Below are 21,008 nucleotides of genomic sequence, written 5' to 3'. Positions count from 1 at the left end.
TGTCCGAGAACGTCAGGCGGCGCTGCCGCCGAACTCGCGCTCCAGGGATGCGATCTGGTTGGAGCCGAGACCCCGGACCCGGCGGCTCTCGGAGATGCCGAGCCGCTCCATGATCTGCTTGGCGCGGACCTTGCCCACGCCCGGCAGGGACTCCAGCAGGGCGGAGACCTTCATCTTCCCGATGACGTCGTTCTCCTGGCCCTGCTTGATGACCTCGTGGAGGGAGGCGCCGGAGTGCTTGAGTCGATTCTTGACCTCGGCCCGCTCCCGGCGAGCCGCGGCGGCCTTTTCGAGCGCGGCTGCGCGCTGTTCAGGGGTAAGGGGCGGAAGAGCCACGCCTACGTCACCTCGGATGTCGATCTGTCGGATACGGACCGGTGAGGAAGCTTTTCGTTCCACACCAGGTGAGCGACGGACCACACGTGTTCGTCGGCTCTCGTCGGAGACTAGCGGCCTGAACCGTCCGAGTCAGCGAGAACCAGCGAAAAGTCCTGGTCAGCCTCCGCCGACCAGGACATTTCAGGCATAACAACCGAGTTTTTTCGGTACGGGTACGGTCGACGGACGATTGCGTGGCACGGTCAGGTACCCGAGACCGCCGTCCGGACCTCGTCCGTGAGCCGCTCGGCGGCTTCGCGCAGCCCTGCCGCGTGCGGTCCCCGGCTCAGCACGCCGCGGCTCACGCTGGGCAGCACGTTGCCCACCGCGGCGCCGAAGACTCCGGGCAGGTCCGCGGGGGTCGCGCCCTGGGCCCCGATGCCGGGGGCGAGCAGCGGGCCGTTGATCGCGAGGTCCGCACCCGCGTCGCCGAGCGTGGCGCCGACCACCGCGCCCACGGAGCCGAGCGGGGTCACGCCCTCGTTCTCGGCGGCCATGTGGTCGAGCATCAGCTGGGCCAGCGAACGGCCGTCGGCGGCGGTGGCGCGCTGCACCTCCGCGCCCTCCGGGTTGGAGGTGAGGGCGAGCACGAAGACGCCCGAGCCGGAGAGGACCGCGGCGTCCAGTGCCGGGCGCAGCGAACCGAAGCCCAGGTACGGCGAGACGGTGACCGCGTCGGAGAACAGCGGCGAGCCGGGGTCCAGGTAGGTCGCGGCGTAGGCGCCCATGGTCGAGCCGATGTCGCCGCGCTTGGCGTCCATCAGGACCAGCGCGCCGGCCGCCCGCGCCTCCTCGACCGCCTTCTCCAGCACCGCGATGCCGCGCGAGCCGAAACGTTCGAAGAACGCGGACTGCGGCTTGAGCACGGCGACCCGGTCGGCGAGTGCCTCCACGACGGTGCGGGTGAACCGCTCCAGCCCGGTGACGTCGTCGTCCAGGCCCCAGGCGGTGAGCAGCGAGGCGTGCGGGTCGATGCCGACGCAGAGCGGCCCGCGGGTGTCCATGGCGTGGCGCAGTCGTGCGCCGAACGGTTCCTGGGTCATGCCGTGGCCTTCCTGGTCTCCGCGCCGACGGCCTCGGCGAGGGTGGCGTACGGGGAGGCGGCCAGGCGCGCGGCCAGGCCCTTGTGGATCGCCCGGGCATAGAACGGGCCCCGGTAGATGAAGGCGCTGTAGCCCTGCACGAGCGTGGCGCCGGCGAGGATGCGCTGCCAGGCGTCCTCGGCGGTCTCGACGCCGCCGACGCCGACCAGGGTGATCCGGTCGCCCACCCGTGCGTACAGGCGGCTCAGGACCTCCAGGGAGCGTGCCTTGAGGGGCGCGCCGGACAGTCCGCCGGTCTCCCCGGTCAGGGACGGGGAGGAGCGCAGGCCGAGGCCGTCGCGGGCGATGGTGGTGTTGGTGGCGATGATGCCGTCCAGCCCCAGCTCGACCGCGAGATCGGCCACCGCGTCGACGTCCTCGTCCGCGAGGTCCGGGGCGATCTTGACGAGCAGCGGGACCCGCCGGTCGGTGACGGTGCGGTCGGCGGCCTCGCGCACGGCGGCGAGCAGCGGGCGGAGCGCCTCGGTGGCCTGGAGGTTGCGCAGGCCGGGGGTGTTGGGCGAGGAGACGTTCACGACCAGGTAGTCGGCGTGCGGGGCGAGCCGCTCGGTGGACGTGACGTAGTCGCCGACCGCCTCCGCCTCCGGTACGACCTTCGTCTTGCCGATGTTGACGCCGACCGTGGTCCTGAAGACCGGGTTGCGGGCGGCGAGGCGCCGGGCCACCGCGGCCGAGCCCTCGTTGTTGAAGCCCATGCGGTTGATCAGCGCGCGGTCCGCGACGAGGCGGAAGAGGCGCTTTCGGGGGTTGCCGGGCTGCGGTTCGCCGGTGACCGTGCCGATCTCGACATGGTCGAAGCCGAGCATGGCCATGCCGTCGATCCCGACGGCGTTCTTGTCGAAACCCGCGGCCAGACCGAACGGGCCGTGCATCCGCAGGCCGAGCGCCTCGGTGCGCAGTTCCTTGTACCGGGGGGCGAGCACGGCGGCGACGAAGGTGCGCAGCACGGGGACGCGGGCGGCGATTCGGATCCAGCGGAAGGCCAGGTGGTGTGCCTGCTCCGGGTCCATCCGCTTGAAGATCAGCTGGAAGAAGAATGTGTACATCGGATTGCCTCGGTGGGTCGGTGTCCTCGGTCTTCCGGGAGCCTCGCGGGGAGGTGTCCGGGGGCCCTCGTCGCGGCCCTCATGGCGAGGGGGACACCGTTTCCGGTGTCCCCCTCGCCGGGCCACTGGTGCCGTGACCGGCGAGCTCCGCCCGCGGGGCGGGGCTCGCCGGTCACAGCACTGGGGCGGGTGTCGAAAGTGGCGTCGTCCGCCCGGCCGGCCGGGCGGGACTTTCGACACCCGCCCTAGTCGCGGGCCGCGGTCAGATTCTCCGCGTGTTCCTGGAGGGAACGGACCCCGACGTCCCCGTGGGTGAGCGCGTCGATGCCCTGGACGGCGGCGGCGAGCGCCTGGACCGTCGTCAGGCACGGCACGGACCGGGCGACGGCGGCGGTGCGGATCTCGTAGCCGTCGAGACGGCCGCCCGTGCCGTACGGCGTGTTGACGATGAGGTCGACCTCGCCGTCGTGGATGAGCTGGACGATGGTCCGCTCGCCCTGCGGGCCCACGCCCTCGGACTGCTTGCGCACGACCGTGGCGTTGATGCCGTTGCGCTTGAGGACCTCGGCGGTACCGGAGGTGGCGAGCAGCTCGAAGCCGTGGGCGACGAGTTCGCGCGCCGGGAAGATCATCGAGCGCTTGTCGCGGTTGGCGACCGAGATGAACGCGCGGCCCTTGGTGGGCAGCGGGCCGTAGGCGCCGGCCTGCGACTTGGCGTACGCCGTGCCGAAGACCGAGTCGATGCCCATGACCTCGCCGGTGGAGCGCATCTCCGGGCCGAGGACGGTGTCCACGCCGCGGCCGTGGATGTCGCGGAAGCGCGACCACGGCATCACGGCCTCCTTGACGGAGATCGGGCCGTCCAGCGGCAGGGTGCCGCCGTCACCGTGCGCCGGGAGCAGGCCCTCGGCGCGCAGTTCGGCGACGGTCGCGCCCAGCGAGATCCGGGCCGCGGCCTTGGCCAGCGGGACGGCGGTCGCCTTCGAGGTGAAGGGGACGGTGCGCGAGGCGCGCGGGTTGGCCTCCAGGACGTACAGGATGTCGCCGGAGAGCGCGAACTGGATGTTGATCAGCCCGCGGACGCCGACGCCCTTGGCGATGCCCTCGGTGGAGACGCGCAGCCGCTTGATGTCGAAGCCGCCGAGCGTGATCGGGGGCAGCGCGCAGGCGGAGTCGCCGGAGTGGATGCCGGCCTCCTCGATGTGCTCCATGACGCCGCCGAGGTAGAGCTCGGTGCCGTCGTAGAGCGCGTCGACGTCGATCTCGATCGCGTCGTCGAGGAAGCGGTCGACCAGGACCGGGCGGGTGGGGCTGATCTCGGTGGACTCGGCGATGTAGGCGGAGAGCCGTGCCTCGTCATAGACGATCTCCATGCCGCGGCCGCCGAGCACGTACGACGGGCGCACCAGGACCGGGTAGCCGATCTCGTCGGCGATGGCCTTGGCCTCGTCGAAGGTGGTGGCGGTGCCGTGCTTCGGCGCGGGCAGCCCGGCCTCGGCCAGGACGCGGCCGAAGGCGCCGCGGTCCTCGGCGGCGTGGATGGCCTCCGGGGAGGTGCCGACGACCGGGACGCCGTTGTCCTTGAGCGCCTGGGACAGGCCGAGCGGGGTCTGGCCGCCGAGCTGCACGACGACACCGGCGACCGGACCCGCGAGGGTTTCCGCGTGCACGATCTCCAGCACGTCCTCCAGCGTCAGCGGCTCGAAGTACAGCCGGTCGGAGGTGTCGTAGTCGGTGGAGACGGTCTCCGGGTTGCAGTTGACCATCACGGTCTCGTAGCCCGCGTCGCTGAGCGCGAAGGAGGCGTGGACGCAGGAGTAGTCGAACTCGATGCCCTGGCCGATGCGGTTCGGGCCGGAGCCGAGGATGATCACCGCGGGCTTGGTGCGGGACGCGACCTCGGACTCCTCGTCGTAGCTGGAGTAGAAGTACGGCGTCCGCGCGGCGAACTCGGCGGCGCAGGTGTCGACCGTCTTGTAGACCGGGCGGATGCCGAGCGCGTGCCGCACCTCGCGCACGACGTCCTCGCGCAGCCCGCGGATCTCGCCGATCTGGGCGTCGGAGAAGCCGTGGCGCTTGGCCTCCGCGAGCAGTTCGGGGACCAGTTCGTCGGCGGCGGCCAGTTCGTCGGCGGTCTCCTTGATCAGGAAGAGCTGGTCGACGAACCAGGGGTCGATCTTCGTGGCCTCGAAGACCTCCTCCTGGGTGGCACCGGCCCGGATCGCCTGCATGACGGCGTTGATCCGGCCGTCGGTGGGGCGGACCGCCTCGGCGAGCAGGGCGGTCTTGTCCCCGGGCTCGCCGGTGAACGCGAACTGCGAGCCCTTCTTCTCCAGGGAGCGCAGCGCCTTCTGGAGGGCCTCGGTGAAGTTCCGGCCGATGGCCATGGCCTCGCCGACCGACTTCATGGTGGTGGTGAGGGTGGAGTCGGCGGAGGGGAACTTCTCGAAGGCGAACCGGGGGGCCTTGACCACGACGTAGTCGAGCGTCGGCTCGAAGGAGGCCGGGGTCTGCTCGGTGATGTCGTTGGGGATCTCGTCGAGCGTGTAGCCGACGGCCAGCTTGGCGGCGATCTTGGCGATCGGGAAGCCGGTGGCCTTCGAGGCGAGCGCCGAGGAGCGGGAGACCCGCGGGTTCATCTCGATGACGATGATCCGGCCGTCGGCCGGGTCGACGGCGAACTGGATGTTGCACCCGCCGGTGTCGACGCCGACCTCGCGGATGATCGCGATGCCGATGTCGCGCAGCCGCTGGTACTCGCGGTCGGTGAGCGTCATCGCCGGGGCCACGGTGATCGAGTCGCCGGTGTGGACGCCCATCGGGTCGAAGTTCTCGATGGAGCAGACGACCACGACGTTGTCGTGCTTGTCGCGCATCAGCTCCAGCTCGTACTCCTTCCAGCCGAGGATGGACTCCTCCAGGAGCACCTCGGTGGTCGGGGAGAGCGTGAGGCCCTGCCCGGCGATGCGGCGCAGTTCCGCCTCGTCGTGCGCGAAGCCGGAGCCTGCGCCGCCCATGGTGAAGGAGGGGCGGACGACCACGGGATAGCCGCCGAGCGTGTCGACGCCCGCCAGGACCTCGTCCATGGTGTGGCAGATGACCGAGCGGGCGGACTCGCCGTGGCCGATCTTGGCGTTGACGGCCTCGACGACGCCCTTGAAGAGCTCGCGGTCCTCGCCCTTGTGGATGGCCTCGACGTTGGCGCCGATGAGCTCGACGCCGTACTTCTCCAGGACACCGTTCTCGTGCATGGAGATCGCGGTGTTGAGCGCGGTCTGACCGCCCAGGGTGGGGAGCAGCGCGTCGGGGCGCTCCTTGGCGATGATCTTCTCGACGAACTCGGGAGTGATCGGCTCGACGTAGGTGGCGTCGGCGATCTCCGGGTCGGTCATGATCGTGGCCGGGTTGGAGTTGACCAGGATGACGCGCAGGCCCTCGGCCTTGAGGACGCGGCATGCCTGGGTTCCGGAGTAGTCGAACTCGGCGGCCTGTCCGATGACGATCGGGCCGGAGCCGATGACCAGGACGGACCGGATATCGGAGCGCTTAGGCACGCTGGCCCTCCATCAGGGTGACGAAACGGTCGAAGAGGTACGCGGCGTCGTGCGGGCCGGCAGCTGCTTCGGGGTGGTACTGGACGCTGAAGGCGGGCCGGTCGAGGAGCTGGAGCCCCTCGACGACCTGGTCGTTCAGGCAGACGTGGGAGACCTCGGCGCGGCCGAACTCGGTGTCGGAGACCTTGTCGAGGGGGGCGTCGACGGCGAAGCCGTGGTTGTGCGCGGTGACCTCGACCTTGCCGGTCGTACGGTCCTGCACGGGCTGGTTGATGCCGCGGTGCCCGTACTTCAGCTTATAGGTGCCGAAGCCGAGGGCGCGGCCCAGGATCTGGTTGCCGAAGCAGATCCCGAAGAGCGGGGTGGAGCGCTCCAGGACGCCGCGCATGACGGAGACCGGGTGATCGGCGGTGGCGGGGTCGCCGGGGCCGTTGGAGAAGAAGACGCCGTCGGGCTCGACCGCGTACACGTCCTCCAGGGTCGCGGTGGCGGGCAGTACGTGCACCTCGATGCCGCGCTCGGCCATCCGGTGCGGGGTCATGCCCTTGATGCCGAGGTCGATCGCGGCGACGGTGAACTTCTTGGTGCCGATCGCCGGGACGACGTACGCCTCCTTGGTGGCGACCTCGGCGGAGAGGTCGGCGCCCACCATCTCGGGGGCCTGCCGGACGCGGGCGAGCAGCGCGGCCTCGTCGGCGACCGCGTCGCCGGAGAAGATGCCGACGCGCATCGCGCCGCGCTCGCGCAGGTGGCGGGTGAGGGCGCGGGTGTCGACGCCGCTGATGCCGACGACGCCCTGGCTCGCGAGTTCCTCGTCGAGCGAGCGCCGGGCCCGCCAGTTGGACGGGATCCGGGCGGGGTCGCGGACGACGTAGCCGGAGACCCAGATGCGTCCGGACTCGGGGTCCTCGTCGTTGACGCCGGTGTTGCCGACGTGCGGGGCCGTCATCACGACGACCTGGCGGTGGTAGGAGGGGTCGGTCAGCGTCTCCTGGTAGCCGGTCATGCCGGTGGAGAACACCGCCTCGCCGAAGGTCTCCCCCTCGGCCCCGTAGGCACGGCCGCGGAAGGTGCGGCCGTCCTCCAGGACGAGTACGGCAGGAGCTTTGCCGGCTCCCCGGGTGGAGATCGTCATCGTGCGGTGCCTTCCGTCGTGCTGGTGAGTTGTTCGATGGCCTCGACCCAGGCCGGGTGCTCGGCCGAGCGGTCGGAGCGGAAGCCGGAGTCGATCAGCTTGTCGCCGTGGGCCCAGGTGATGATCAGCAGGCCGCCCTCGGGGAGGACCTTGCCCGCGATGCCCTTGTCGAGCCGGGCCCCGCGCAGGGCGGCGGCCGGGACGAAGAAGTCGGCGGCGCCGGGGCGCACCACGTCCAGGCCGCGCTCGGTCAGGGTGAGCTCGACGCGGCTACGGGTACCGAGACCGTGCGCGACGATCCGGTCGAGCCACTGCCCGGCGGTCGTCGAGGCGTGGTACCTGCCGGTGAGCGTCAGCAGTTTCCCGTCGTCCGCGAACCCGTCCGGGGTCGATGCGAGCTCCGGCAGATCGGACTGGAGACTTCCCCGCCACTTCCATCCCTGGCGCATCAGCCAGTAGACGAAGGCGATGAAGACGATCAGTCCGACGACCCAGCTGATGCGAGCGGACCAGTCGGTCACTTCGGCCGACTTCTGCTCGGCGGCCAGGTGGAGGTACAGGGGGGTGAGGGGTGATGTCACGCGAGCTTCCCGTCGACGACCGTGGCACGGCCCCGCAGGAAGGTGTGGGTGACTCGGCCCGGCAGCTCACGACCCTCGTACGGAGTGTTGCGGCTGCGGGAGGCGAAGCCCGCGGGGTCCACCACACCACGGTATGACGGATCGACCAGGGTGAGGTTGGCGGGCTCACCGGCCGAGACGGGCCTGCCGTGTCCGTCGAGCCTGCCGATGGCGGCCGGGCGGAACGACATCCGGTCGGCGACGCCCGCCCAGTCGATGAGGCCGGTGTCCACCATCGTCTGCTGGACGACGGAGAGCGCGGTCTCCAGGCCCACCATCCCCATGGCGGCCGCGGCCCACTCGCAGTCCTTGTCCTCGTGCGGGTGCGGGGCGTGGTCGGTGGCGACGCAGTCGATGGTGCCGTCGGCCAGCGCCCCGCGCAGGGCCATGACGTCGGCCTCGGTGCGCAGCGGCGGGTTCACCTTGTAGACCGGGTTGTAGGACCGTACGAGCTCGTCGGTGAGGAGCAGGTGGTGCGGGGTGACCTCGGCGGTCACGTTCCAGCCCTTGGACTTGGCCCAGCGGACGATCTCGACGGAGCCGGCGGTCGACAGGTGGCAGATGTGCACCCGCGAGCCGACGTGGGCGGCGAGCAGGACGTCGCGGGCGATGATCGATTCCTCGGCCACGGCGGGCCAGCCGCCGAGGCCGAGCTCCGCCGAGACGACGCCCTCGTTCATCTGGGCGCCCTCGGTCAGGCGCGGCTCCTGGGCGTGCTGGGCGACGACGCCGTCGAACGCCTTCACGTACTCCAGGGCGCGGCGCATGATGACCGCGTCGTCGACGCACTTGCCGTCGTCGGAGAAGACCTTCACTCCGGCGGCGGAATCGTGCATGGCGCCGAGTTCGGCGAGCTTCTTGCCCTCCAGGCCGACGGTGACGGCGCCGATCGGCTGCACGTCGCAGTAGCCGGACTCCTTGCCGAGCCGCCAGACCTGCTCGACGACACCGGCGGTGTCGGCGACCGGGAAGGTGTTGGCCATGGCGTGCACGACGGTGAAGCCACCGACGGCCGCGGCCTTCGTCCCGGTGAGGACGGTCTCGGAGTCCTCGCGGCCGGGCTCGCGCAGGTGGGTGTGGAGGTCGACGAGGCCGGGCAGCAGGATCTGGCCGGCCGCCTCGATCACGGTCGCGTCGGCGGCGTCGAGGCCGGTGCCGACCGCGCCGATGGTGTCGCCGTCGATCAGGACGTCCTGGACGTCGCCGCCGAGGACCTTCGCGCCGCGGACAAGGATCTTGCTCATGATTACTGGTTCTCCTCGGTACGGGACGGGGTGGCGGGCGACGGCTGGGCCTGCGCGGCGGGCTCCGCGCCGCCCAGCAGCAGGTACAGGACGGCCATGCGGATGGAGACGCCGTTGGCGACCTGCTCGACGGCCGTGCACCGGTCGGAGTCGGCGACCTCGGCGGTGATCTCCATGCCGCGGACCATCGGGCCGGGGTGCATGACGACGGCGTGTTCGGGCATCTTCGCCATGCGGTCGGCGTTCAGGCCGTAACGGCGGGTGTACTCGCGCTCGGTCGGGAAGTACGCGGCGTTCATCCGTTCGCGCTGCACACGCAGCATCATCACCGCGTCGGACTTCGGCAGCACCTCGTCGAGGCCGTAGCTCACGTCGCACGGCCACTGCTCGACGCCGATCGGGACGAGGGTCGGCGGGGCCACCAGGGTGACGTGGGCGCCGAGCGTGTTCAGCAGGTGAACGTCGGAGCGCGCGACCCGGCTGTGCAGGATGTCGCCGACGACGGTGACCCGGCACCCCTGGAGGTCCCGGCCCAGCCCGCTGTCGGCGCCGACGAGGCGGCGGCGCAGGGTGAACGCGTCGAGCAGGGCCTGGGTGGGGTGCTCGTGGGTGCCGTCACCGGCGTTGACGACGGCGCCGTCGATCCAGCCGGAGGTGGCGAGCCGGTACGGGGCGCCGGAGGCGCCGTGCCGGATGACGACGGCGTCGGCACCCATCGCCTCCAGGGTCAGCGCGGTGTCCTTCAGCGACTCGCCCTTGGAGACGGACGAGCCCTTCGCGGAGAAGTTGATGACGTCGGCGGACAGGCGCTTGGCGGCGGCCTCGAAGGAGATGCGGGTGCGCGTCGAGTCCTCGAAGAAGAGGTTGACGACGGTACGGCCGCGCAGGGTGGGGAGCTTCTTGATCGGCCGGTCGGCGACCCGGGCCATCTCCTCGGCGGTGTCGAGGATCAGGACGGCGTCGTCGCGGGTGAGGTCGGCGGCCGAGATGAGGTGACGCTTCATCTGGGTGTTCTCCGGAGGGTGGAGGGTTCAGGCATGCGGGCGTGCGGAAGCCGCTGTACGGGCTCGGGGTACGCCGTACGGGTGAAGTGTGGCTACTGCTCGCCGGCGGGGGCGGTCCGCTGGACGCCGAGCAGCACGGCGTCGCGGCCGTCCTCCTCGGCGAGCTGGACCTTGACCGTCTCCCGCAGCGACGTGGGGAGGTTCTTGCCGACGTAATCGGCGCGGATCGGGAGTTCGCGGTGACCGCGGTCGACGAGGACCGCGAGCTGGACGGCGCGGGGCCTGCCGATGTCGCCCAGCGCGTCGAGCGCTGCGCGGATGGTGCGGCCGGAGAAGAGGACGTCGTCCACCAGGACGACAAGGCGGCCCTCGATGCCCTCGCCGGGGATCTCGGTGCGGGCCAGGGTGCGCGCCGGGCGCAGTCTCAGGTCGTCGCGGTACATGGTGATGTCGAGGGACCCGACCGGCATCTTCCGGCCGGTGATCTCCTGGAGTTTGTCGGCGAGCCGACGGGCGATGAAGACACCCCGTGTCGGGATGCCGAGGAGCACCACGTCGTCGGCGCCCTTGGCGCGTTCGACGATCTCGTGGGCGATCCGGGTCAGTGCGCGGGCGATGTCGGGAGCCTCCAGAACGGGGCGTGCCGCATTGCCGGTGGCGTCGTGCTGTGCGTCCATAAGAAACGGACCTCCTTCTCCGCCTCACGGGACGGACCTTAAAGGACGTCGAATTTGCGTCATCCACGGTAGCAGGGCTTGTGCCGGGCCCCGATCGCACCCCCGGGAGGTGTCGGTCCGAACCATTCGGCTTGACGCATCCAAGTAACGCTGCGTAACCTCACAGTGAGTTACCAGCAACGCGGCGGAGCCGCGAATGTTCCAGCGTCCGGGGAGCCTTATGTCCAGCGAATACGCAAAACAGCTCGGGGCCAAGCTCCGCGCCATCCGCACCCAGCAGGGCCTCTCCCTCCACGGCGTGGAGGAGAAGTCGCAGGGCCGCTGGAAGGCCGTCGTGGTGGGTTCGTACGAGCGCGGCGACCGTGCCGTGACCGTGCAGCGCCTCGCCGAGCTCGCGGACTTCTACGGGGTCCCGGTGCAGGAGCTCCTGCCGGGCACCACGCCGGGCGGCGCCGCCGAGCCGCCGCCGAAGCTCGTCCTGGACCTGGAGCGCCTCGCCCACGTCCCGCCGGAGAAGGCCGGGCCGTTGCAGCGCTACGCCGCGACGATCCAGAGCCAGCGCGGCGACTACAACGGCAAGGTGCTCTCGATCCGCCAGGACGACCTGCGCACACTGGCCGTGATCTACGACCAGTCGCCGTCCGTGCTGACGGAACAGCTGATCAGCTGGGGTGTGCTGGACGCGGACGCGCGTCGCGCCGTCGCCCACGACGAGGGCTGATCCCCTCCCCCGAAGAACATGCCGCCGTGCCGGCTCGGGCCCCCTTCCCGGGAGCCCGGGGCGGCACGGCGTTTCCGTGCGACGGGTGCTCGTGCCGCGGGTGTCCGCGCACGGCCCCGTACGTCGAAGAGCCCGCAGTCGCCGGACCGCGGGCTCTTCGACTGCCGTACGTCTCCAAAGGGGCTACTGTTCCCGGCGGAGCTTCGGCTTGAGGTCCTTGAAGCGGGCCAGCAGCCCGTTCACGAAGGACGGGGAGTCGTCGGTGGAGAACTCCTTGGCGAGCTGGACCGCCTCGTCGATCACCACAGCGTCGGGGGTCCCGTCCACCCAGATCAGCTCGTACGCGCCGAGCCGCAGGATGTTCCGGTCGACCACCGGCATGCGGTCGATCTCCCAGTCCACCGAGTAGGTACGGATGAGGTCCTCGATGCGGTCCGCGTACTGCGCGTACCCCTCGACGAGCTCCATCGTGTACTCGGTGACCGGCGGCTGGCGGCTGTCGGTCCGCGAGTGGCGCACCCAGTCCGCGAGGACCGTCAGCACGGAGGCGCCGCGCTGGTCGGCCTCGAAGAGGATCTGGAAGGCTCGCTTGCGGGCCGTGTTGCGGGCAGCCACGGTTAGCTGTTCACCCGGCCGAGGTAGTCGCCGGTGCGGGTGTCGACCTTGATCTTCTCACCCGTGGTGATGAAGAGCGGGACACCGATCTCGTAGCCGGTCTCCAGCGTGGCGGGCTTGCTGCCGCCGGTGGAGCGGTCGCCCTGGACGCCCGGGTCGGTGTGCTGGATGGTGAGCTCGACGGCGGCCGGCAGCTCCACGAAGAGCACCTCGCCCTCGTGCTGCGCGACGGTGGCCTCGAAGCCCTCGATGAGGAAGTTCGCGGCGTCGCCGACGACCTTGCGGTCGATGTGCAGCTGGTCGTACGTCTCCATGTCCATGAAGACGAAGTAGTCGCCGTCCATGTACGAGAACTGCATGTCGCGCTTGTCGACAGTGGCCGTCTCGACCTTGACGCCGGCGTTGAACGTCTTGTCGACGACCTTGCCGGAGAGCACGTTCTTGAGCTTGGTGCGCACGAAGGCCGGGCCCTTGCCGGGCTTGACGTGCTGGAACTCGACGACGGACCAGAGCTGGCCTCCGTCGAGCTTGAGCACCAGGCCGTTCTTGAGGTCGTTCGTGGAAGCCACGGTTGCGGAATCTCCTGGACTGAAGCTGGTGGAACGACCGAGGACGCGCGCTAGAGCGCGAGCAGTTCCTTGGTCGTAATGGTGAGTAGCTCGGGTCCGCCGTCCGCCTCGGGGCGCACGACGAGCGTGTCATCGATCCGGACCCCGCCCCGGCCCGGGAGGTGGACCCCCGGCTCGACGGTGACCGGCACACAAGCGTCCAGTTTACCCATGGCCGCAGGTGCCAGCTGCGGGTCCTCGTCGATTTCCAGTCCCACACCGTGACCGGTCCATGGCGCGAGATCGCCGCCGTGCCCCGCCGAGTCCAGGAGGCAGCGGGCTGCGCGGTCCACGTCGCGGTAGGCGGCACCGGGGGCGAGGGCCTCGCGCCCGGCCCGCTGAGCGGCGAAAACGAGGTCGTAGAGCTCGATCTGCCAGTCGGCGGGCGCGGTCCCGATGACGAAGGTGCGGCCGATCTCGCAGCGGTATCCGCGGTAGTTGGCGCCGAGGCAGACGGAGAGGAAATCCCCTTCCTCCACCCTCCGGTCCGTGGGGCGGTGGCGCCCCTGACCGGAGTTCGGCCCGGTGGCCACGGAGGTGGGGAAGGCCGGCCCGTCGGCGCCGTGGTCCACCAGCCGGCGTTCCAGCTCCAGGGCGAGGTGCCGCTCGGTACGGCCGACCAGGATGGATTCGAGGAGTTCGCCCAGGGCCTGGTCGGTGATCTCGGCGGCGATCCGCAGGCAGGCGATCTCCTCCTCGTCCTTGACGACCCGGAGCTGCTCGACGGTGGGCCCGAGGTCGGCCAGCCGGAGCTTCGGGGCGACCGAGCCCATGGCGCGGTGGCGGGCGACCGTCAGATGGTGTTCCTCGGCGGCCAGGGAATCCGCGCCCGTCGCGGCGGCCAGATCGGCGGCGGCGACCACCGGGTCGCCGTCCGCCGCCGACAGGGACGCCACCCGCAGTGCGTCGTCGGTCCGGCCGTCCGCGGGCTCACCGGCCGGGTCGCGGGGGCGCAGCAGGACGTCCTCGCCGGGGCCGAGCAGCAGCACGGCACCGGGCGGAGCGCCTCCCGCGAGGTAGCGGACATTGGCGGGGCGGGAGACCAGCGCGGCCGCGGATCCGACGGCGGCGCACCGGTCGCGGAGCAGTCCGCGACGGACGGCGTACACGTCTGACATGTCACGAGCGTACGGGCGTCGGGCCGTGCCTGCTCGGTCAACGCATCCGACCGGGTCCCGCGCGGACCGGTGCCGCGCCGGTCCTCGGGCGCCGCTCGCGGGGCTCACCAGCTGGGCGGGCTGGCTATGGAACGGGCGAGTATGTCGTCGAGGACCCGGGCGGTGGTCTCCACGTCGTACGTCGAATTGTCGATGATCGGCAGACCCGAGCCGTACCACCCGGCCATGCGGCCGTGGATGCGGGCGACCTCCTCGTCCGAGAGACGCCGGTTGCCGCTGCGCGCGGCGTTGCGCTCCAGCACGATCTCCAGGCCGGGCAGCAGGACGACGGGCAGCAGTCCGGGGCCGACATGGCGCTTCCAGCCGCCCAGGCCGACGACCGGGCGGTCCGGGAAGACCGCGTCGTCCAGGATGCAGGAGATGCCGTTGGCGAGGAAGTTGCGGGCGGCGAAGCCGCAGGTGCGGCGGGCGAGCCGGTACTGGGCCTCGGAGTGGTCGTTCCACCCGGCCTGTGGGTCGGCGAAGCCGGAACAGACCCATTCGCGGACGTCGTCGAGGCTGACGTGGGCCGTGGGGACGCGGCGGCGGCTGGCCCAGAGCCGGGCCACGGTGGTCTTGCCCGCACCCGCGGGGCCGATCAGCAGGACGGCGAGCGTCGTGCTCCCGGTGCCGGGCTCGACGGGCGGCGCGGGCAGCGGAACGGGGCCGCCGGGCGGCAGTCGGACGTGCCCGGTGGTCTCCCGGGGCGGAGGTCCCGGGGCGTGCTGCGGGGCGGGTCCGCTCCAGCCCCGGGCCGTCGGCGGGGCGGGTGGCGGCCCCGGAGGACCGGGATTGCCCGGGTGCCGGGCCTGGTGCGTCCAGTCGGCAGAACCGCTCGCCGGGCCTTGGGGCGGCGGCAGCGGGGCCCCCACTGCGTGCTGCATCCGGTGCCACTCCGTCTCGTACAGGCAACTGGGGCTGGTGGAACGGCAACCGTATCGTCCCCGGCCGCCGCAGGAACAACGGCCGGGGGCGGTCCGCAGTGCCCGGACGGCCGATACGGCGACCGCGCCGCCGACCCGTCAGTCGCTCAGTTCGTCCGCGAGGGCGCGCAGGGCCAGGCGGTAGGAACCGATACCGAATCCGGCCACGGTTCCCGTGGCGACCGGCGCGACCACCGAGGTGTGGCGGAATTCCTCCCGTGCGTACGGGTTCGAGATGTGCACCTCGATCAGCGGAGCGGTGCGCTGGGCCGCCGCGTCCCGCATGCCGTACGAGTAGTGGGTGAACGCCCCCGGGTTGAGAACGACCGGAATTGAACCGTCCGCGGCCTCGTGGAGCCAACGGATCAGCTCGCCCTCGTCGTTGGTCTCCCGGACGTCGACGTCGAGGCCGATCTCCTCGCCGAGGGCCCGGCAGGTCTCGACGAGTCCGGCGTAGGAGGTGGCACCGTAGACATCGGGTTCGCGGGAGCCGAGGCGGCCGAGGTTCGGCCCGTTGAGGACGAGTACCCGGCGGGTCACGCCGACACCTCCCCGTAGGCGGCGAGCAGCACGGCGGGGTCGGGGCCCTCCAGGACGGTGGGCTTGCCGAGGCCGTCGAGGACGATGAAGCGCAGCAGGTCGCCGCGGGACTTCTTGTCGACCTTCATGTTCTCCAGCAGCTTGGGCCACTGGTCGCCGCGGTAGGTGAGCGGCAGCCCGACAGACTCCAGGACGGCGCGGTGCCGGTCGGCGGTGGCGTCGTCGAGGCGTCCGGCCAGTCGGCCGAGCTCGGCGGCGAAGACCATGCCGACCGAGACGGCCGCGCCGTGCCGCCACTTGTAGCGCTCGTTCTTCTCGATGGCGTGGGCCAGGGTGTGGCCGTAGTTGAGGATCTCGCGCAGCCCGGACTCCTTGAGGTCGCTGGAGACGACCTCGGCCTTGACCCGGATGGCGCGTTCGATCAGCTCGGCGGTGTGCGGTCCGGCGGGGGTGCGGGCGCCTGCCGGGTCCGCCTCGACGAGGTCGAGGATCGCCGGGTCGGAGATGAAGCCGGCCTTGATGATCTCGGCCAGGCCGCTCACGTAGTCGTGGACGGGCAGTGAGTCCAGGGCGGCGAGGTCGCACAGGACGCCCGCGGGCGGGTGGAAGGCGCCGACGAGGTTCTTGCCCTCGGCGGTGTTGATGCCCGTCTTGCCGCCGACCGCGGCGTCGACCATGGCGAGCACGGTCGTGGGCACGGCGATCCAGCGCACCCCGCGCAGCCAGGTCGCGGCGACGAAGCCCGCCAGATCGGTGGTGGCTCCGCCGCCGACGCCGACGACGACGTCGGTGCGGGTGAAGCCCGTCTGCCCGAGGGCCTTCCAGCAGTACGCCGCGACCTCGGCGGTCTTGGCCTCCTCCGCGTTGGGCAGCTGGATCGCGATCGCCTCGTAGCCCTGCGCGGCGAGGTCCTGGCGGACCGCCTCGCCGGTCTCGGCGAGCGCCTCGGGGTGCAGGACCGCGACGCGCTTGGCACGGTCGCCGACGAGCGCGGGCAGCTCGCCCAGGAGCTGTCGGCCGATCAGCACGTCGTACGGGTCGGTGCCCGCGCTTCCGGCGATCCGGATACGGGTGGGTCCCTGCTCGGTCATGGTGTGTTCTCCCGGCCGGGGGCGAGGGGGTCGTCCGTGCGCCCCGGCAGTTCCAGTGCGTCGAGGACCGCCTGGGCGACCTCGTCGGGCGTGCGCTCGTCGGTGGCGACGGTCACCCGGGCCACCTCGGTGTACAGGTGACGGCGGGCGTCCATCAGCTCGCGCCACTGGCGGCGCGGGTTGACGGCGAGCAGCGGACGGGCGGTGTTCAGGCCGACCCGTCTGACGGCCTCCTCCACCTCCATCGAGAGGTAGACGACGGGCCGCCCGGCGAGCAGCGCCCGCGTCGTGTCGTCGAGCACGGCACCGCCGCCGAGGGCGAGGACTCCCGTGTGCTCGGCGACGGCGGTGTGCACGGCCTGTCGCTCCAGCGCGCGGAAGTGCTCCTCGCCGTCGTCGTAGAAGATCTCCGCAATCGGCTTTCCGGCCGTGGCGACGATGTCCGCGTCGGTGTCCCGGTAGGTGGTGCCGAGCCGGTCGGCGAGCAGCTCCCCGATGGTGGACTTGCCGACGCCCATCGGTCCGACGAGGACGATCAGCGGGCCGCTCATCGGATCCGCAGGTGGTCGAGGTACGACCGCACGTTGCGGCTGGTCTCGGCGACGCTGTCGCCGCCGAACTTCTCGGCGACGGCGTCGGCCAGGACCAGCGCGACCATCGCCTCGGCGACGATGCCCGCGGCCGGAACGGCACAGACATCGGAGCGCTGGTGATGGGCCTTGGCGGGTTCGCCGGTGGTGACGTCGAAGGTGGCGAGCGCGCGCGGCACCGTCGCGATCGGCTTCATCGCGGCACGGACCCGCAGCAGTTCGCCGGTGGAGAGCCCGCCCTCGGTGCCGCCGGAACGGCCGGAGGCGCGCTTGACGCCGTCCTCGGTGACCAGGATCTCGTCATGCGCCTCGGAGCCCGGGACGCGGGCCAGGTCGAAGCCGTCCCCGACCTCGACACCCTTGATCGCCTGAATGCCCATCAGCGCCGCGGCGAGCCGGGCGTCGAGCCGGCGGTCCCAGTGGACGTGCGAGCCGAGGCCGACCGGCACCCCGTACGCCAGCACCTCGACCACACCGCCCAGGGTGTCGCCGTCCTTGTGGGCCTGGTCGATCTCGGCGACCATCGCCCCGCTCGCGTCGGCGTCCAGGCAGCGCACCGGGTCCGCGTCCAGCCGTTCCACGTCGTCGGGCGTCGGCAGGACACCGCGGGGCGCCTTGGCCGCGGCGAGCTCGACGACATGGCTGACGATCTCGATGCCGACGGTCTCCTTGAGGTACGACCGGGCCACGGCGCCGAGCGCGACCCGGGCCGCGGTCTCCCGGGCGCTGGCGCGCTCCAGGATCGGCCGGGCCTCGTCGAAGCCGTACTTCTGCATGCCGGCGAGGTCCGCGTGGCCGGGGCGCGGCCGGGTCAGCGGGGCGTTGCGGGCGAGTTCGGCCAGCGCCTCGGGGTCGACCGGATCGGCCGCCATGACCTGCTCCCACTTGGGCCACTCGGTGTTGCCCACCATCACGGCGACCGGGGAACCCATGGTGAGGCCGTGACGCACTCCGCCGAGAAAGGTGACCTCGTCCCGCTCGAATTTCATCCGCGCACCGCGGCCGTAGCCGAGCCGCCGCCGCGCGAGCGCGTCCGCCACCATCTCCGTGGTGATCGGGACACCGGCGGGAAGACCCTCCAGCGTCGCCACGAGTGCGGGGCCGTGCGACTCCCCCGCGGTCAGCCAGCGCAACCTGCTCAACGGTGCTCCTCATGCTCGCGCCTGGAACTGCGACGGCGCGACCGGGTGCGCGGCCCTGGCCCGCCGCTCCCGATCCTCCCACGTCCGGGGGCATGGGCCGGTCCCCGGTCCAGCAGGCGGACGGCTCCCGGCCCCGGCCGGGAGCGGGTCAGCGGGCCGCGAGTGCCTTCTCCCCGGCCTGTCGCATGGCCGCGAGCGGGGCGGGCGCGCGGCCGGTCATCTGCTCGACCTGGAGCGCCGCCTGGTGCACCAGCAGGTCGAGACCTCCGATGACTGCACCCTTGCGGGCCTCCCACGCAGCGGCCAGCCCCGTCGGCCAGGGCTCGTAGAGCACGTCGAAGAGGGTGCCTGGCCGGTCCGGTACGGCGTCGGCCAGCGCGTCGGTGGCACCGGCCGGAGTGGTGGCGACGACCAGGGGGGCGTGCAGCGCCCGTTCCGCCTCGTCCCAGTCGCAGATCCGGACGTCGACGCCGAGGCGGTCGCCCCAGCCACGCATCTCGTCGCCGCGCTCCCGGCTGCGGACGTACGCCGTGACCGGTCCGGTGCAGATCCCGGACAGCGCGGCGAGCGCCGAGGATGCGGTCGCCCCGGCCCCGAGCACGGCGGCGGAGTCGGTCTTCTCCACACCGCGTTCGCGCAGTGCGGCGACCATGCCGGGAATATCGGTGTTGTCGCCGACCCGTCGGCCGTCCTCGGTGAGGACCACCGTGTTCACGGCCTCCACCGACGAGGCGGTCTCGCTGATGGAGTCCAGCAGCGGGATGACCGCGCGCTTGAGCGGCATGGTCAGCGACAGCCCGGCCCAGGTGCGGTCGAGCTGTTCGACGAACGCGGGAAGCCTCGCCTCGTCGACCTCGAACCGGTCGTACGTCCAATGGGTGAGACCCAGCTCGGCGTAGGCGGCCCGGTGCAGGACCGGGGAGAGCGAGTGGGCGATGGGCGAGCCGAGGACGGCCGCCCGCCGCGCCTCGTTACTGGAGGCCATGCTTTTCCTTGAACTGCTTGTTGAGCTTCTCGTGGTCGGCGACCGTCTTGGTGAACTCGGTCTTCTTGCCGTCGAGCGAGATGAAGAACATCCAGCCGTCATGGGTCGGATTCAACGTCGCGCGCAGCGCCTCCGCACCCGGGTTGCTGATCGGCCCCGGCGGCAGACCGGGGTGGTAATAGGTGTTGTACGGGTGGGGGTTGGTCCGGATTTCGTTCGTCCGGATCTTGATCTCGCTCTGGTTCTTCAGATAGTTGAACGCGGAGTCGAACTCGAGCTTGCGGTTGGTGGCCGTATTGTCCGCCTTGAGGCGGTTGTAGACGACCTCGGCCATCTTCCGGAAGTCGTCGTGCGTCAGCCCCTCGGCCTGGACGAGGCTGGCGACGGTGATCACCTGCCAGGGGTCGTCCAGGCCCATCTTGCCGGCGCTCGCCTCGAGGTCGACCTTGTTGTATTCCTCGTTGGCCCGGGAGACCATCTGCTTGAGGACGGCCTCGGGCTTCATTCCCTTGGTGACGGGGTAGCCCGCCGGATAGAGGAAGCCCTCCAGCGGGTCCATGAGCTTCTTGTGCCCCTTGGCCCAGGACGGCAGTCCGAGCTTGTCCGCCTCCGCCTTGGCGACGGCCGCGGTCGTTCCGTCCTTGACGCCCAGCCTCTTGTCGATCTTCGTGTAGACCGCGCCGTTGCGGGCGCCCTCCGGAATGATCAGCAGGTTCTGGTTCTTCGGGTCGAGCATCATCTTGATGGCCTCGGCCGCGGACATCTTCTCGTGCAGCAGATACACACCGGCCTGGATCTGCTGCCCCTTGGGGTTCTCCTTCTGCGCGGCGACGAACGCGTCGACGCTCTTGACGACGCCCTTCCGCTTCAGCAGGTTGCCGATGTCGTAGCCGTAGGCGTTCTTCTCGATCTCGACCTCGACCTGACCGGTACCCGTTCCGGAGTAGTCCGGCGGTGCGCCGAACTTGTCCTGCCAGAACGAGTAGCCGAAGTAGGCGGCGCCGCCGAGACCGCCGACCAGGACCACCGCGACACCCAGGCAGGCACAGCCGCTGCGGCTCTTCTTCTTGCCCTTGCCCCGGCGCTCGCTGCCGCCGCGCCCGGACCGGCGCGATGCGGGCGGGTCGTCGTCGAACTCGTCGTCCTCGTCCTCGTGGTCGTCCCTGCCCCGGCGACTCTCCTTGCCCTTGCGGCCCTCCCTGTCGTCCGGCTCGTCGGCGCCGGTGAAGAACGGATGGGTCTCCTCCGGCTGGACCTCGGGATCCCAGTCGGGGTTCCTCCCCGGCTCCGGAGCGGGGGTGTTGCCGCGGCGGCCCGGAGGCTGCGGCGGCGGGTAGGCGTCCTGTGTGCCGTAGTGATCGGGGGTCTCGCCGTAGCCGGGCTGCTGTCCGTACGGGTCTCCCTGCTGTCCCCCGTACGAGGCCATGCCCGCGGTCTGCTGCCCCATGTCCCAGCCGCCGTTGTCGTACGGGGGTTGCTGGGGTTGTTGCGCGTGCGGGTCCCGGGGCTGCTGCTGCGCATACGGATCCTGCGGGTCCGGGTATCCGGGCCGCTGCTGGTAGTGCTGCTGCGCGTACGGGTCGTGCGCCTGCGGATGCTGGGCGTACGGGTCCTGGGCCTGCGGCTGCTGCTGTGCGTAGGGCGCCTGCTGGTACGGGTCCTGAGGGTAGGAGCCCTGGGGGTAGGACTGCTGTCCGCCTCCGTACTGCCCCTGGCCGTGGGCTGACTGCTGCTGTCCTCCCCATCCCTGGTCCCCGTACAAGGGGTCCTCGGGATGCCACGGTTCGGAGCCGGGGCCCCGGCCATACTCAGTCATCGATCCCCTAGAGCCGCGAGACGCTCTTCCGTCTCTTCGCTGTGCGGCGCTTGTTCGAA

At 71.2% G+C, this 21,008-nt stretch carries 20 protein-coding genes; 1 reads left to right on the top strand and 19 read right to left on the bottom strand.

All coding sequences use genetic code 11. The features are described 5' to 3' along the window. Positions 1-12: 12 nt before the first annotated feature. The 9 genes from ACFC79_RS24560 to pyrR form a co-directional block, all read right to left on the bottom strand. Entirely contained in the window at positions 13-336 is a 324-nt protein-coding gene (locus ACFC79_RS24560; RefSeq protein ID WP_014157387.1) for an integration host factor, read from the bottom strand. 245 nt (positions 337-581) lie between these two features. Continuing rightward, positions 582-1,421 (bottom strand): orotidine-5'-phosphate decarboxylase, encoded by an 840-nt coding sequence (pyrF, locus tag ACFC79_RS24555; protein WP_376243609.1) that lies wholly within the window; start codon positions 1,419-1,421, stop codon positions 582-584. Then, positions 1,418-2,527, bottom strand: a complete 1,110-nt coding sequence (locus ACFC79_RS24550) for a quinone-dependent dihydroorotate dehydrogenase (RefSeq protein WP_376243606.1) — start codon at positions 2,525-2,527, stop codon at positions 1,418-1,420. The genes pyrF and ACFC79_RS24550 overlap by 4 nt, the downstream gene beginning before the upstream one ends. Positions 2,528-2,772: 245 nt before the next feature. Beyond that, positions 2,773-6,081 carry a carbamoyl-phosphate synthase large subunit gene (gene carB, locus ACFC79_RS24545; protein ID WP_376243603.1) on the bottom strand — a complete coding sequence of 1,103 codons (3,309 nt, stop codon included), beginning with the start codon at positions 6,079-6,081 and terminating at the stop codon, positions 2,773-2,775. Further along, complete coding sequence (gene carA, locus ACFC79_RS24540) at positions 6,074-7,216, bottom strand: glutamine-hydrolyzing carbamoyl-phosphate synthase small subunit (protein ID WP_376243600.1); 1,143 nt, start codon at positions 7,214-7,216, stop codon at positions 6,074-6,076. Before carA ends, carB begins: the two co-directional genes overlap by 8 nt. Continuing rightward, positions 7,213-7,797 (bottom strand): hypothetical protein, encoded by a 585-nt coding sequence (locus ACFC79_RS24535; protein WP_376243598.1) that lies wholly within the window; start codon positions 7,795-7,797, stop codon positions 7,213-7,215. Before ACFC79_RS24535 ends, carA begins: the two co-directional genes overlap by 4 nt. Further along, entirely contained in the window at positions 7,794-9,080 is a 1,287-nt protein-coding gene (locus tag ACFC79_RS24530) for a dihydroorotase (RefSeq protein ID WP_376243596.1), read from the bottom strand. Before ACFC79_RS24530 ends, ACFC79_RS24535 begins: the two co-directional genes overlap by 4 nt. A gap of 2 nt (positions 9,081-9,082) precedes the next feature. Next, positions 9,083-10,084 carry an aspartate carbamoyltransferase catalytic subunit gene (locus ACFC79_RS24525; RefSeq protein ID WP_376243594.1) on the bottom strand — a complete coding sequence of 334 codons (1,002 nt, stop codon included), beginning with the start codon at positions 10,082-10,084 and terminating at the stop codon, positions 9,083-9,085. A 92-nt stretch (positions 10,085-10,176) separates the two neighbouring features. Continuing rightward, positions 10,177-10,761: a bifunctional pyr operon transcriptional regulator/uracil phosphoribosyltransferase PyrR gene (gene pyrR, locus ACFC79_RS24520; RefSeq protein ID WP_376243591.1), complete on the bottom strand. Its 585-nt coding sequence runs from the start codon at positions 10,759-10,761 to the stop codon at positions 10,177-10,179. Between the two features lie 220 nt (positions 10,762-10,981). On the opposite strand from pyrR, the gene bldD reads away from it, so the two are divergent. After that, the gene (gene bldD, locus ACFC79_RS24515; RefSeq protein ID WP_014157378.1) at positions 10,982-11,482 is read left to right on the top strand and encodes a transcriptional regulator BldD; all 501 of its coding nucleotides are present in this window, start codon (positions 10,982-10,984) and stop codon (positions 11,480-11,482) included. A 183-nt stretch (positions 11,483-11,665) separates the two neighbouring features. Here bldD and nusB read toward each other — a convergent pair whose 3' ends face one another. From nusB to mltG, 10 genes are all read right to left on the bottom strand, one after another. Next, complete coding sequence (gene nusB / locus ACFC79_RS24510) at positions 11,666-12,097, bottom strand: transcription antitermination factor NusB (RefSeq protein WP_376243589.1); 432 nt, start codon at positions 12,095-12,097, stop codon at positions 11,666-11,668. Between the two features lie 2 nt (positions 12,098-12,099). Further along, entirely contained in the window at positions 12,100-12,666 is a 567-nt protein-coding gene (gene efp / locus ACFC79_RS24505; RefSeq protein WP_376243586.1) for an elongation factor P, read from the bottom strand. Positions 12,667-12,716: 50 nt separating this feature from the next. Further along, positions 12,717-13,823, bottom strand: a complete 1,107-nt coding sequence (locus ACFC79_RS24500; protein ID WP_376243583.1) for a M24 family metallopeptidase — start codon at positions 13,821-13,823, stop codon at positions 12,717-12,719. Between the two features lie 104 nt (positions 13,824-13,927). Next, positions 13,928-14,746: a Pro-rich N-terminal domain-containing protein gene (locus ACFC79_RS24495; RefSeq protein WP_376243580.1), complete on the bottom strand. Its 819-nt coding sequence runs from the start codon at positions 14,744-14,746 to the stop codon at positions 13,928-13,930. 138 nt (positions 14,747-14,884) lie between these two features. Further along, positions 14,885-15,325 (bottom strand): type II 3-dehydroquinate dehydratase, encoded by a 441-nt coding sequence (gene aroQ / locus ACFC79_RS24490; protein ID WP_376243577.1) that lies wholly within the window; start codon positions 15,323-15,325, stop codon positions 14,885-14,887. Further along, the gene (gene aroB, locus ACFC79_RS24485) at positions 15,322-16,416 is read right to left on the bottom strand and encodes a 3-dehydroquinate synthase (RefSeq protein WP_376243574.1); all 1,095 of its coding nucleotides are present in this window, start codon (positions 16,414-16,416) and stop codon (positions 15,322-15,324) included. Before aroB ends, aroQ begins: the two co-directional genes overlap by 4 nt. Further along, positions 16,413-16,967, bottom strand: a complete 555-nt coding sequence (locus ACFC79_RS24480; protein WP_376243571.1) for a shikimate kinase — start codon at positions 16,965-16,967, stop codon at positions 16,413-16,415. The genes aroB and ACFC79_RS24480 overlap by 4 nt, the downstream gene beginning before the upstream one ends. Further along, a complete protein-coding gene (gene aroC / locus ACFC79_RS24475) occupies positions 16,964-18,148 on the bottom strand; it encodes a chorismate synthase (protein ID WP_376243569.1) in 1,185 nt (394 codons plus the stop codon). Before aroC ends, ACFC79_RS24480 begins: the two co-directional genes overlap by 4 nt. 148 nt (positions 18,149-18,296) lie before the next feature. Beyond that, positions 18,297-19,133 carry a shikimate dehydrogenase gene (locus ACFC79_RS24470; protein WP_376243567.1) on the bottom strand — a complete coding sequence of 279 codons (837 nt, stop codon included), beginning with the start codon at positions 19,131-19,133 and terminating at the stop codon, positions 18,297-18,299. Then, positions 19,120-20,949 carry an endolytic transglycosylase MltG gene (gene mltG / locus ACFC79_RS24465; protein ID WP_376243564.1) on the bottom strand — a complete coding sequence of 610 codons (1,830 nt, stop codon included), beginning with the start codon at positions 20,947-20,949 and terminating at the stop codon, positions 19,120-19,122. The genes ACFC79_RS24470 and mltG overlap by 14 nt, the downstream gene beginning before the upstream one ends. Positions 20,950-21,008 lie beyond the last annotated feature (59 nt).

Origin of the sequence: Streptomyces sp. NPDC056061, assembly GCF_042266885.1 — a bacterium.
Classification (GTDB): Bacteria; Actinomycetota; Actinomycetes; order Streptomycetales; family Streptomycetaceae; genus Streptomyces.
The sequence above is the reverse complement of the archived record's forward strand: the minus strand, read 5'-3'. Positions and strand labels throughout refer to the sequence as shown.

What these genes read in the sequence shown, in the direction of transcription:
- pyrF (WP_376243609.1), bottom strand. Translation starts at nt 1,421, where the DNA reads ATGACCCAGGAACCGTTCGGCGCACGACTGCGCCACGCCATGGACACC.
- ACFC79_RS24500 (WP_376243583.1), bottom strand. Translation starts at nt 13,823, where the DNA reads ATGTCAGACGTGTACGCCGTCCGTCGCGGACTGCTCCGCGACCGGTGC.
- ACFC79_RS24525 (WP_376243594.1), bottom strand. Translation starts at nt 10,084, where the DNA reads ATGAAGCGTCACCTCATCTCGGCCGCCGACCTCACCCGCGACGACGCC.
- mltG (WP_376243564.1), bottom strand. Translation starts at nt 20,949, where the DNA reads ATGACTGAGTATGGCCGGGGCCCCGGCTCCGAACCGTGGCATCCCGAG.
- ACFC79_RS24495 (WP_376243580.1), bottom strand. Translation starts at nt 14,746, where the DNA reads ATGCAGCACGCAGTGGGGGCCCCGCTGCCGCCGCCCCAAGGCCCGGCG.
- ACFC79_RS24480 (WP_376243571.1), bottom strand. Translation starts at nt 16,967, where the DNA reads ATGAGCGGCCCGCTGATCGTCCTCGTCGGACCGATGGGCGTCGGCAAG.
- pyrR (WP_376243591.1), bottom strand. Translation starts at nt 10,761, where the DNA reads ATGGACGCACAGCACGACGCCACCGGCAATGCGGCACGCCCCGTTCTG.
- ACFC79_RS24550 (WP_376243606.1), bottom strand. Translation starts at nt 2,527, where the DNA reads ATGTACACATTCTTCTTCCAGCTGATCTTCAAGCGGATGGACCCGGAG.
- carA (WP_376243600.1), bottom strand. Translation starts at nt 7,216, where the DNA reads ATGACGATCTCCACCCGGGGAGCCGGCAAAGCTCCTGCCGTACTCGTC.
- bldD (WP_014157378.1), top strand. Translation starts at nt 10,982, where the DNA reads ATGTCCAGCGAATACGCAAAACAGCTCGGGGCCAAGCTCCGCGCCATC.
- ACFC79_RS24530 (WP_376243596.1), bottom strand. Translation starts at nt 9,080, where the DNA reads ATGAGCAAGATCCTTGTCCGCGGCGCGAAGGTCCTCGGCGGCGACGTC.
- ACFC79_RS24470 (WP_376243567.1), bottom strand. Translation starts at nt 19,133, where the DNA reads ATGGCCTCCAGTAACGAGGCGCGGCGGGCGGCCGTCCTCGGCTCGCCC.
- aroB (WP_376243574.1), bottom strand. Translation starts at nt 16,416, where the DNA reads ATGACCGAGCAGGGACCCACCCGTATCCGGATCGCCGGAAGCGCGGGC.